Annotated in this window: 9 protein-coding genes; 3 read left to right on the forward strand and 6 right to left on the reverse strand. The window is 38.7% G+C overall.

The features are described from left to right. Positions 1-53: 53 nt before the first annotated feature. Positions 54-2798 (reverse strand): DNA mismatch repair protein MutS, encoded by a 2745-nt coding sequence (mutS, locus tag ABD909_RS03330; RefSeq protein ID WP_345096537.1) that lies wholly within the window; start codon positions 2796-2798, stop codon positions 54-56. 214 nt (positions 2799-3012) lie between these two features. On the opposite strand from mutS, the gene ABD909_RS03335 reads away from it, so the two are divergent. After that, the gene (locus ABD909_RS03335) at positions 3013-5310 is read left to right on the forward strand and encodes an NADP-dependent malic enzyme (protein WP_345096538.1); all 2298 of its coding nucleotides are present in this window, start codon (positions 3013-3015) and stop codon (positions 5308-5310) included. A 54-nt stretch (positions 5311-5364) separates the two neighbouring features. On the opposite strand, the gene secB is transcribed toward ABD909_RS03335, so the two are convergent. Together secB and ABD909_RS03345 are read right to left on the reverse strand one after the other, a co-directional pair. Then, positions 5365-5847, reverse strand: a complete 483-nt coding sequence (gene secB / locus ABD909_RS03340; RefSeq protein ID WP_345096539.1) for a protein-export chaperone SecB — start codon at positions 5845-5847, stop codon at positions 5365-5367. 143 nt (positions 5848-5990) lie between these two features. After that, a complete protein-coding gene (locus ABD909_RS03345) occupies positions 5991-6497 on the reverse strand; it encodes an FxsA family protein (RefSeq protein ID WP_345096540.1) in 507 nt (168 codons plus the stop codon). Positions 6498-6699: 202 nt separating this feature from the next. Here ABD909_RS03345 and ABD909_RS03350 point away from each other — a divergent pair, with 202 nt between their 5' ends. Both ABD909_RS03350 and ABD909_RS03355 read left to right on the forward strand, forming a co-directional pair. Beyond that, the gene (locus ABD909_RS03350) at positions 6700-7392 is read left to right on the forward strand and encodes a Tim44/TimA family putative adaptor protein (RefSeq protein ID WP_345096541.1); all 693 of its coding nucleotides are present in this window, start codon (positions 6700-6702) and stop codon (positions 7390-7392) included. A gap of 51 nt (positions 7393-7443) precedes the next feature. Then, positions 7444-8028 carry a Smr/MutS family protein gene (locus ABD909_RS03355; protein ID WP_345096542.1) on the forward strand — a complete coding sequence of 195 codons (585 nt, stop codon included), beginning with the start codon at positions 7444-7446 and terminating at the stop codon, positions 8026-8028. A 414-nt stretch (positions 8029-8442) separates the two neighbouring features. Here the strand turns inward: ABD909_RS03355 and ABD909_RS03360 are convergent, their stop codons facing one another. The 3 genes from ABD909_RS03360 to ABD909_RS03370 are packed head-to-tail and all read right to left on the reverse strand — an operon-like array spanning position 8443 to position 11626. Continuing rightward, on the reverse strand, positions 8443-9447 hold the full coding sequence (locus ABD909_RS03360; protein WP_345096543.1) for an Hsp33 family molecular chaperone: 1005 nt from the start codon (positions 9445-9447) through the stop codon (positions 8443-8445). Positions 9448-9479: 32 nt separating this feature from the next. After that, positions 9480-10421 carry an ornithine carbamoyltransferase gene (gene argF / locus ABD909_RS03365; protein WP_345096544.1) on the reverse strand — a complete coding sequence of 314 codons (942 nt, stop codon included), beginning with the start codon at positions 10419-10421 and terminating at the stop codon, positions 9480-9482. Beyond that, on the reverse strand, positions 10418-11626 hold the full coding sequence (locus tag ABD909_RS03370) for an aspartate aminotransferase family protein (protein WP_345096590.1): 1209 nt from the start codon (positions 11624-11626) through the stop codon (positions 10418-10420). Before ABD909_RS03370 ends, argF begins: the two co-directional genes overlap by 4 nt. Positions 11627-11683: the final 57 nt, after the last annotated feature.

An 11683-nucleotide genomic window follows, 5' to 3' on the forward strand; every position in this document is an offset into this window, starting at 1 on the left:
GCAAAGTCTAATATATTTAAGAACACTCAAGAACGGACATTTCGTTTGATTTGTTATAAGAGATTATTTTTTTCCAATTGTTTGAGATGATAAAGTGCTTCTAAAGCTTGCTTAGGAGATAGTTCATCAGGATGAATATTTGCTAAAGCTTCTTGGAGAGCGCAATGTTTTTGTGTTTGTTCGTTTACAGGAGATGCTGCTTTAAGGGAAAAGAGTGGTAAATCATCAATGAGTTTATGTCCTTTTCCAGCCATTTCACCCTGTTCTAATTGATGTAGCACATCTGTAGCGCGGGTAATAACGGCTGATGGGAGTCCAGCAAGTTTTGCAACTTGTACGCCATAAGATCGGTCTGCGGCTCCAGGTGTTACTTCATGAAGAAAAACTACATCGCCATCCCAATTTTTAACTTTCATTGTAACATTATGAAGGCGTTCAAGCTTTTCAGTCAGTGCGGTCATTTCATGAAAATGTGTAGCAAGAATAGCACGACAGTGATTCACTTCATGAAGATATTCAACGGCAGCCCAGGCAATGGAAAGTCCATCAAAGGTTGATGTTCCCCGTCCAATTTCATCAAGAATCACAAGAGACTTGTGACTCGCATGATTAAGAATTGTTGCTGTTTCGACCATTTCCATCATAAAAGTCGAACGTCCTCGTGCAAGGTCATCAGAAGCGCCAACACGGCTAAATAAGCGATCAACGACACCAATATGTGCTGAAGTTGCTGGAACGAATGAACCCATTTGCGCCATAATAACAATGAGAGCATTTTGCCGTAAAAAAGTAGATTTTCCTCCCATATTGGGACCAGTCAAAAGCCAAATTGCCGCATATTGATGATTTTCTTGTACAGAGAGATCACAGTTGTTGGCAACAAAAGGTTCTGCGGCTAGTTTACGGAGTGCTTGCTCTACAACAGGATGACGTCCTGCCGTGATATGAAAGGTGAGAGAGTGATCAATTTTAGGACGGCAATATCCTTGTTCTTCAGCCAGATGTGCTAATGCAATCGATACGTCTAAAATAGCAAGTGCTTCAGCAGCTTTACGAATGAAATCAACCTGCTCAGTAATTTCATGCACAAGAGTATCAAAAATTTCTAGCTCAAGTGTCATAGCATGGTTGGCGGCATGGGCAATACGGCTTTCAAGATCGGCAAGTTCTGTTGTGGTAAAGCGCATGGCACTTGCCATTGTTTGCCGATGAATAAAACGCGCTTTGGCTTGTGGACCATTGGTAAGTGCGGCTGCTTGTATATTGGTAACTTCAATGAAGTATCCTAGAATATTATTATGCTTGATTTTAAGAGTCTTAATATCTGTTTCTTGGGCATATTGCGTTTGAAGTTCCAAAATAACACGGCGAGATTCATCGCGTAAAGCACGCATTTCATCAAGCTCTTTATGATATTGCGGGCGAATAAAACCACCGTCACGTTTAAGCAGTGGCAGATCATCTGCTAATGCTTGTTCTAAATGATCATGTAAAGTAGTCGGCAACTGCGAGAAAATCTGTTGAACGTCACTTATTTCTTGAGGAAGCAATTCATTGTTAAGAAGTTGGTGAATTTCACGAATAATTTCAAAGCCGCGCTGAATGGCTGCCATGTCACGAGGCCCGCCTCGTCCAAGCGCCAAACGTGAAACTGCGCGGGGCATATCTGGTCCGCCTTTTAAGATAAGCTTTATGGCTTCTGCAAGGGAGGTGCTTCGTAAAAAAAAGGCAACTGAATCGAGACGATGATCAATAGCCGAAGGTGTGGTAAGAGGAGCAATAAGGCGATCGACAAGAAGGCGTGATCCACCTCCTGTTACCGTACGATCAATGGCTTTTAGTAAACTTCCATCTCGTTGTCCCGATGTGGTTCGGATCAATTCAAGACTGAGTCTGGTTGCAGCATCAATGAAAAGGGTCGCACTTTCATTTTGGCGTTCAGGGCGCATGAGTGGAGGACGATGTGTAATTTGTGTTTTTTCAATATAACGAATAGCAGCAGCAATTGCAGAAAGTTCGGGACGTGAATAATCGGCAACACCTTCAAGAGTTGAGAGTTTAAAATAACTGCAAATATCACGTTCAGCGGTGATTGCATCAAAGAGGTTCGCAGGTTGAGGAGAAATGATGCGGTCCAGCACATGAAAAAGTGATTTGTGGGATTTGTCATGAAAAAAAGAATCAGCCACAATGATTTCTTGTGGGTCCACGCGCATAATGTCTGCCAAAAGTTTTTCATGACGGCTTTCAGTTACACGAAAAATACCTGTTGAGATGTCAATCCAAGAAAGAGCAAAATCCTCTCCATCATTGGTTTGTATGCGGGCAAGGGTCATCAGATAATTTGCACGCATTGGATCAAGGAGCTTTTCTTCGGTGAGAGTTCCAGGTGTTACAAGGCGAACGACATCACGGCGAACAACCGATTTTGATCCACGCTTTTTAGCTTCTGCAGGATCTTCTGTTTGTTCACAAACAGCAACACGGTAACCACAAGTAATAAGTTTTTGCAAATAATCATCAGCGGCATGAACAGGGACTCCACACATAGGAATGTCTTCACCCAAATGTTTTCCACGTGTTGTGAGTGTGATTCCTAAAGCTTGAGCAGCTTCAACTGCATCATTAAAAAAGAGTTCATAGAAATCACCCATGCGATAAAAAAGCAAGGAATCATTATGAACTGCTTTGATTTCTATATATTGCTCCATCATAGGTGTAAGACGTTGTTGATGGGAAGCAGATGAAGGGGCAGGCTGTAGGATTAAATTATTTTTATGGTTTATTTTCTTCTCCATGTTTTACACGCCTGTCTTTTTCTCAAGTGAAGCTTTGATATCCTTTTTTATTTACTTCAATGTTTATCTTTATTATCTCTAAATTGAAACGCATAAATGAGATTGGTTAGAGCAAGCATAGCGATTTCTCGCATATGAATCAAATTTTAAAATTGGACAATGACACCCAATTATAGCGGAGAATTTACACTGTTTTTAGAGAAGATTGAGTGAAATGAAAAAAATTGAACAGGATCAAAAAATACCTCAAATGATTTATAATGCTAGTGAGCGAGAAGCCCTTGATTTTCATAGTCGTGGTCGGCCTGGCAAGCTTGAAATTATTGCAACAAAGTCTATGGCAACACAGCATGATTTAGCACTTGCTTATTCACCGGGTGTTGCTGTTCCGGTTAAAGCAATTGCTCAAAATCCAGCCTGTGCTTATGATTACACAGCAAAGGGCAATCTTGTTGCTGTTATATCAAATGGAACAGCTATTTTGGGTTTAGGCAATTTAGGTGCACTTGCATCCAAGCCGGTGATGGAAGGCAAAGCAGTGCTTTTTAAGCGCTTTGCCGATATTGATTCCATTGATCTAGAAATTGATACAAATGATCCAGAAGATTTTATCAATCTGGTGCGTCATTTGGAACCTTCTTTTGGTGGTATTAATCTTGAGGATATTAAAGCACCAGAGTGTTTTATGATTGAGAGTCGCTTACGCGAAGTGATGAATATTCCTGTTTTTCATGACGATCAACATGGTACAGCGATTATTGTAGCAGCTGGTGTGCTTAATGCTTTAAAGCTAACAGGGCGTGATATGCAAAATACGCGGTTAGTTTGTAATGGTGCTGGTTCTGCCGGCATTGCTTGTATTGAACTGATTAAGGCGATGGGATTTCGATCTGAAAATATCATCCTCTGTGATACAAAGGGCGTTGTCTATGAAGGGCGCAAAGAGGGAATGAATCAGTGGAAATCTGTCCATGCTGTTCGAACAGATAAACGTACACTTGTTGAAGCAATGGAAGGCGCTGACATGTTTTTTGGGGTTTCTGCTAAAGGTGCAATTACCCCTGAGATGGTAAAATCAATGGCACCACAGCCGATTATTTTTGCCATGGCTAATCCCGATCCAGAAATTACCCCAGAAGAAGTTATGCAAGTGCGTAATGATGCCATTGTGGCGACAGGTCGTTCGGATTATCCAAATCAGATTAACAATGTTCTTTGTTTTCCTTATATCTTTCGTGGTGCGCTTGATGTACGTGCCACGGTTATCAATGATGATATGAAGATTGCCGCTGCAAAAGCTCTTGCGCGTTTAGCGCATGAAGAAGTGCCTGACAGTGTTGCGCAAGCTTATCGTGGAAAGCGATTGAAATTCGGACCGAATTATATCATCCCCGTTCCTTTTGATCCGCGTTTGTTTACAGTTGTTTCAATGGCGGTGGCAAAAGCAGCAATGGAAAGCGGTGTTGCCCAAAAGCACATTGATGATTTAGAGGCTTATGAACGTGATTTAAGTGCAAGACGTGATCCCATTTCCTCTATGATGCGTGGAGTTTACAATCATGTTCGCCAAGCGCCAAAACAAATTGTTTTTGCAGAAGGTGAAGAAGAGCAAGTCATGCGAGCTGCCGTTTCCTATGTTCATCAAAAACTAGGAACAGCGATTTTAATTGGCCGTGAAGAACAAGTGAAAGAAACTGCTGCTGTTGCGGGGATTGATCTTGAGCGTGAAGGTATTTCACTTATGAACGCTAAGCTTTCTTGTCGCACAGATGCTTATGCGAATTATCTTTATAAAAAGATGCAACGCCAAGGCTGGCTGTTACGTGATTGTCACCGTCGTATCAATAATGACCGTAATTATTTTGCTGCCTGTATGGTAGCACTAGGGGATGCTGATGCCATGGTTACAGGGGTAACACGCAATTATGAAACAGCATTGATAGATATACGTCGGGTGATTGATGAAAAACCCAAAGAACGATTGATTGGTATCTCAATGGCTATTTGCCGTGGGCGAACTGTATTTATTGCGGATACTGCTGTTTATGAGGATCCTAGCGCAGAAGAACTTGCTGACATAGCGGAACAAACAGCGTCTTTTGTTTATGGGTTTGGATATCAGCCAAGGGTGGCATTTGTAGCGTTTTCTACTTTTGGTTATATGAAAGGAAAGGTTACGCAGCATATTCAAGATGCTGTTAATATTTTGCATGAACGCGAAGTTGCCTTTGAATTTGATGGAGAAATGAGTGCAGATGTGGCACTTAATTTGAAATTGATGCAGCAATATCCTTTTATGGGATTAACAGAACCAGCGAATATTTTAATAATGCCCGGATATCATGCTTCTTCTATTGCGAGCAAAATGTTGCAAGAGCTTGGTGAGGCAACCATTATTGGACCTATTCTGATTGGATTAGAAAAATCTGTTCAGATTGTTCCCTTTAGTGGAAATGATACTGATGTTGTTAATATTGCAATGCTTGCAGCTTACCATGCGAAAAAGTTGTAAAAAATAAAGGCCTCTGATATTTAAGGGCCTTTTTCATAATAAAAAAGCAAATTTTTAAGATGGTTGTGTTTGGCTCTGATTATTTTTTTGCTCTTCAGCAAGACGCTTTTGAAATAATGCTGCAAAATCAATCGGATCAAGAAACAAAGGTGGAAAACCACCATTTTGAGTTGCATCAGATATGATTTGCCGCGCAAATGGAAACAAAAGGCGAGGACATTCAATAAAAACAAGAGGCATAACATGCTCTTGTGGAATATTTTTAATATGGAAAACACCACCGTAAATGAGTTCTACATGAAACAATGTTTCAGCATCATCAGCAGCTTTGACGGAAAGGGACAAAACGACATCATAATTGTCATCACCGATTGGATTCGCGTTGACATTAATATTGATATCAATTTGTGGTGCTTTTTCATGCGGACGCAGAGAACGAGGAGCACTCGGGTTCTCGAACGAGAAATCTTTCAAATATTGAGTTAATACAGCAAAAACTGGCTCTCCACCACTGTTGTTTATTTCACTTTCGGCCATAGTACAAACCTTTTCATTATGATTATATATTTCTATTTTAGAACTAGAGATTAAGCTGGTTATCACGCCTTGCAAAAGGTTGCAAGAAATGCTCCTCTTGTCTTGCTTATTTTTTTAGGTTCGTAAGAGAAACTTTTAGCGTTTCAATGTTTATCATCATTTTTACGCCATGGGGATTCTTTAGTATCGTGGACTTTGTAGTCTTCTGCTTTAAGGTCAATTGTTTTTTCAAAGTCCTTTTGAGCATTGGTTGTATTTTTAGTATGAATGCCCATTGTGTTTCTAAATGATGAGAAGAAATGCCAAATCAGAGAACGGATTGGTTTAATAAGAAGTAATATTCCCAGAATATCGCTTACAAATCCGGGCAAAATAAGCAAAATCGCACTCCCCATAATGCAAGCATCATTCATAATATTATTTTCTAATCGACGACCTTGAATAAGTTCACGTTGTATATTTTTTAAAAGGTTAACCCCTTGAATCCGCAACAAAACGCTCCCAGCTATTGTTGTGAGAACAACCAAACTCAAAGTTGCTAGAATTCCAATTTCTTTGCCAACAAAGACAAAACCACCAATTTCTATCAAGAAAATGCTGAGGAGGATAATGATAAAAAAGCGAGAATTTATAGGGTAAGAATTTATCACATGCAAATTCCCTTTTAGAGAGTTGTAGGATGAAAGGTTATTTAAAGCCATTTTTTATATATAGGAATAAAAATTATAAAGATACAGAGAGGTTATAAAAACATTTAAATAGAAGATTCCTTATTTTACATATTTATTGATAAATGATATTGACTGTAATGTTTATTACAGATCATCTTAGGTTTGGAGATTAACAGCACCCATGGAATTTGACGTTATACTTGTCATAGCTCTCGTTATTATGGTTATTGTTTTTGTGCAACTCCGTAATGTATTAGGAAAACGGATTGGCTTTGAGAAGCCTCCCTTTGATCCTTATTCGCGTTGTTCTAAAAAGCAAGCTGAGGCAGAAACGACAGAGAATATTGTTTCGTTCCCTCATCAAGGTAATTCGCAGAAAAGTGATTTTAGCGAAATTGATGTAATTTCACCAAAAGGAAGTGTGCTCAATGAAGGTTTGCGGGCACTTCGCAAGATTGATTCTCATTTTTCTCCTCAATTTTTTATAAAAGGTGCAAGGGTTGCTTATGAAATGATTGTCACAGCCTTTGCTAGAGGTGATCGTGATCAACTTAAAAAATTGCTTTCTCAAGATGTTTTTGAAAGCTTTTGTGCTGCCATTGAGAAACGCGAAAGCAATAATGAAAGAGTTCAGTTTACTTTTGTTGGAATTAATAAGATTGAGTTTGTTGCAGCAGCAGTACAAGATAAGGACGAATTTGTAACTGTGCGGATTATCAGTGAAATGATTTCTGTAACCTATAATGAGCAAGGAGAACGTATAGATGGTGATCCTGATGCAATTTTAGAAATTAAAGATGTTTGGACCTTTGTTCGCAATAGCCTATCTTCAGATCCAAATTGGAAGCTTTTTGCAACAGAAGATGAAAGTTAAGCTCTCTTTTTTCTATAAGATGATATAAAGCAAGCTTTGTAAGAGATTGAAATGTCCATGGATGGATGGAGAAAAAAAAGGGGGGGGTTGACTTCACAAGATCGTCTTTTATGGAAGATGGTTTGCCGTACGATAACACCACTTCATGATAAGCTTCATTCTTCTCTTACAAAAGATGCTGAAAATATTGAGAATAAAAAACAGCAGGCAATTCCAATCGTTCGATTGTTTCAAGAAAATCAACAGAGACAAATAGGCATAAAAACAGAAAAGGGAGCAGGGGGGCCGACACATAAAATCCATTTTTTTGATCGCGTTGTGCATAGTAAAATTGCTAAAGGCCATTATCCTATAGAGGCGCGTCTTGATCTTCATGGTTGTATGCAGGAAGAAGCTTATTTTTTCTTAAAAGAATTTCTACAATCATCTCAGCAAAATGGGTTACGTTATGTACTTGTGATCACAGGAAAAGGTCGTTCACCTGGAAGTGAAGGTGCTTTGTGTAAGTTTGTTCCTCGTTGGTTAACAACACCAACTTTTCGATATTATGTTCATGCTTTTGAAGAGGCGGCTCGCCAGCATGGAGGTGGAGGTGCACTTTATATTTGGCTGCGCCGTTTTGCGTCGAGCCAGTAAATAATTTTTTATTGTTCATAGGAAGATTCAAACAAAAAAATATAATTATATGCAGTGCGTTTATTGAATCTGAAAAATATAATTTATGATAAAAATCAATATATTAACAAATAAAAAAAGGTTTCAAAGAAACTCTTTCATTGTAAAAATGAATTTTTAATATACAAATCTGCAGGAGAAATCTGTTCAAAAAATGAAGCATATTATTGGAGTCTTTTTGTCAAAAACATAGAGACTGTGTATTGGTTTGAAAAACTGTATGATTGTGTAGGCAATGAAAGAACCATGAGCTCTAAGAAAGCAAGAAATACAAAATATTTTAAAGGATTGTTTTTATTATCGCTAAGGCTTAGTTGTATAATGAAAGCGCCTTTAATTGTGGTTAAGTATTTTTTTGTTCGTCAGGAATCTTTTTTATGTTTTTTCTTCAGAAAATTCTTGCAGCTCAAAACGGTAAGTTGTTGAGCAAAATTCACATGTCACTGAAATATAATTATTTTTAACCATTTCATTTTGTTCATCACTGGGAAAGCTTTCTAGCATTCCTTTAATTTTTTCACGCGAACAAGAGCATTGGTCGACAAGAGAAAAAGGATTAAAAACCCTCACACTGTGTTCATGGAAAAGGCGAAATAATAACCGCTTACTACTGACTTGGGGATCTGTTAACTCTGCATTGTCAATGGTTGCTGTCAGTACCTTGGCTTCTTGCCATTGATCTTCAAATTGTGCAGGTGTTTTTGTTTTTTCTTGTTTTTGGCCTAGATCATATATTTCATGATGAGAGGATGCTTTGGGCAAGAATTGCGTTAAAAATCCTCCTGCTCGCCAGTGTTTCTGTGTTTGCCCTTGTTGATCGCGGTTGATTAATATAGCAACTGCCAAATGAATATCTGTGGGAATTTGTTCTGATTGATCAAAATAAATACGGGAAGCTTCTTGTAAATTTGTTCCTTCTAATGCAACGATTCCTTGATAAGGTTGTGTATGGGGACCTTGGTCAATGGTAAAAGCCAGAGTGCCTTTTCCCAGCAAGGCTTCTGAAGATATTTGATCATTGGCGATTGCTTGTTTAAGCAGTTCTTTATTAAAGCGCGCATAACCGCGCAAACTAGAAGGAGGAGAAAAATCACATACCAACATATTAACCGGCCCATTGGAATGGGTTTGTAAAATAAATTTTCCTTTAAGTTTTAGAGAAGTTCCAAGCAAAACGGTCAAAACCAAAGCTTCTGCGAGAAGATACGAAACTGCTTCAGGATATTGATGTCTTGTAAGAATAGAATTTAAAGCTTCACCAAGTTGCACAGCACGCCCACGAATATTAAGTTCTTCGACTTGAAAGGGTATAACATTATCATCTTCACTCAAGTGGATATTGTTGAGAAAAGATTCATCTGTTGTGGTTTGTCTGTGCATATCTTTATCTTTTATATGATTTGTTGTGTAAGCTATTGTGAAGAGAAAAATGTATCTTGTAAACACCATGCAAGAATTGCTTTTTGAGCATGAAGACGGTTTTCAGCTTCATCAAAAACAACAGAATGCGCTCCATCTATCACCGTATCGACAACTTCTTCACCACGATGAGCAGGAAGACAATGCATGAAAAGAGCTTCTGGTTTAGCTAATTCCATTAAAGCTTCATTGACTTGATAAGGTTGAAAAATAGAATGGTTATGGGCACGAAATTCTTGTCCCATAGAAAACCATGTATCAGTTATCACGCAGTCAGCATTTTTAGCAGCCTTTTGGGGATTATGGGTCAGTGTAATATGAGCCCCTCGTTCACGTGCCCAGTGAATAAATTTTTCTTGTGGTTCACAACCTTTTGGAGTGGCAATACGTAAGTGAAAATGAAAAAGAGCAGCAGCTTCGATTAAGGAATGAAGCACATTATTACCGTCTCCCATCCAAGCAAATATTTTATTCGCAACTGGTCCACGATGTTCTTCATAGGTTAAGATATCTGCTAGAATTTGGCAAGGATGTGTATCATCTGTAAGGGCATTAATGACAGGAATTTGTGCATATTGTGCCAATTCGAGCATCCGGTTATGTATTGTTGTTCGTATTGTCACAATATCTACAAAACGCGATAAAACCCGAGCTGTATCGGCGATGGTTTCACAATGGCCAAGTTGCATCTCTGAACCTGTTAGCATGATCGTATCACCGCCAAGTTGGCGCATGCTGATATCAAATGAAATACGGGTTCGTGTGGATGGTTTTTCAAAAATCATTGCCAGTGTTTTACCAACAAAAGGTTTTGAGTTTATTCCTGCTTTAAAAGATATTTTGAGGTTTTTCGCATAATCGATGAGTGTGCGTGCTGTTTGCGGAGTTAAAACGGATAAGTCGGTGAAGTGGCGAAGAGCATTTTGCATGTTCATAATATTTGCTTTTTTTTGTTTGTTTGTGAAAGGTAAGCAATGGCTTTTTCAATACGATGCAAACTTTCATCTACTTCCTTTTCTTTGATAATAAGAGGAGGCAATAAGCGCACTACGTTATTGTTGGCACCAACACTTAAGACATATTCATTTTCTAGAGCATTGACGAGAAGATTTGAGGGAATGACACATTGAATGCCTACCATAAGGCCCACCCCGTGAATTGCACAGATAACATCAGGATAGATATTGAGAATCTTTGAGAGTCCATTTTTGAATTTATCACCTACGTGCTGAACATGATGGAGAAAGCCTGGTTCTAATATGGTATCAAGAACACTATTGCCAACCGCCATTCCAAGAAGGTTTCCACCAAAGGTTGATCCATGGGTCCCAGGAGTCATACTTTCTGCCGCCTTCTCTGTTGCAAGACAAGCTGCCAGTGGAAATCCGCCACCTAGTCCTTTTGCAAGAGTAAGAATATCAGGTGTGATATCACTCCATTCATAAGCAAAAAGCTTTCCTGTTCGTCCAATACCGGTTTGGACTTCATCTAAAATCAAGAGCAAGTCATGATCATCACATATTTTACGCAAAAATCTTAAATAATTATGAGAAACGGTTCGGATTCCACCTTCACCTTGAATAGGCTCAATAAGAATGGCAGCAGTGTTTTTATTGATAGCATTCTTTACAGCTGTTTCATCACAAAAGGGAACTTGCATAAATCCACCAGCTTTTGGTCCAAAACCTTCAAGATATTTTTCATGCCCAGTAGCGGCAAGCGTTGCAAGTGTGCGTCCATGAAATGCACCTTCAAAAGTAATAATTTCAACACGTGTTGGATGTCCAGATGCATAATGGTAGTGGCGAGCAGTTTTAAATGCACACTCCAATGCTTCAGCACCAGAATTACAGAAGAAAACTTTATCAGCAAAACTATTTTCACAAAGTCGTTTGGCAAAAGCCTCTTGTTCGGTTGATTGAAAAAGATTGGAAATATGCCAAAGTTTTTTAGTTTGTCTTTTAAGAGTATTAATCAACTTTGGATGTGCATATCCTAATGCATTTACGGCAATTCCAGATGTCAAATCAAGATAATAATCTCCTTTATCAGAAATAAGCCAGATACCACTACCTTGTTTAAAATGCAAATTGCGGCGAGCAAAACACTTATAAAGTGGTTGTATAGCAGTAGTGCTCATCATTATTTCCTTTATGTTTAAACTTTTGCAAATAAAGCAATACTCTGTCTTTAGCTA

Origin of the sequence: Bartonella acomydis, from assembly GCF_039543025.1 — a bacterium.
GTDB classification, from domain to species: Bacteria; Pseudomonadota; Alphaproteobacteria; order Rhizobiales; family Rhizobiaceae; genus Bartonella; species Bartonella acomydis.

Excerpts from the sequence above, each read along its gene's own strand:
- mutS (WP_345096537.1), bottom strand. The coding sequence starts at position 2,798 with ATGGAGAAGAAAATAAACCATAAAAATAATTTAATCCTACAGCCTGCC.
- ABD909_RS03335 (WP_345096538.1), top strand. The coding sequence starts at position 3,013 with ATGAAAAAAATTGAACAGGATCAAAAAATACCTCAAATGATTTATAAT.
- secB (WP_345096539.1), bottom strand. The coding sequence starts at position 5,847 with ATGGCCGAAAGTGAAATAAACAACAGTGGTGGAGAGCCAGTTTTTGCT.
- ABD909_RS03350 (WP_345096541.1), top strand. The coding sequence starts at position 6,700 with ATGGAATTTGACGTTATACTTGTCATAGCTCTCGTTATTATGGTTATT.
- ABD909_RS03355 (WP_345096542.1), top strand. The coding sequence starts at position 7,444 with ATGTCCATGGATGGATGGAGAAAAAAAAGGGGGGGGTTGACTTCACAA.
- ABD909_RS03360 (WP_345096543.1), bottom strand. The coding sequence starts at position 9,447 with ATGCACAGACAAACCACAACAGATGAATCTTTTCTCAACAATATCCAC.
- argF (WP_345096544.1), bottom strand. The coding sequence starts at position 10,421 with ATGAACATGCAAAATGCTCTTCGCCACTTCACCGACTTATCCGTTTTA.
- ABD909_RS03370 (WP_345096590.1), bottom strand. The coding sequence starts at position 11,626 with ATGAGCACTACTGCTATACAACCACTTTATAAGTGTTTTGCTCGCCGC.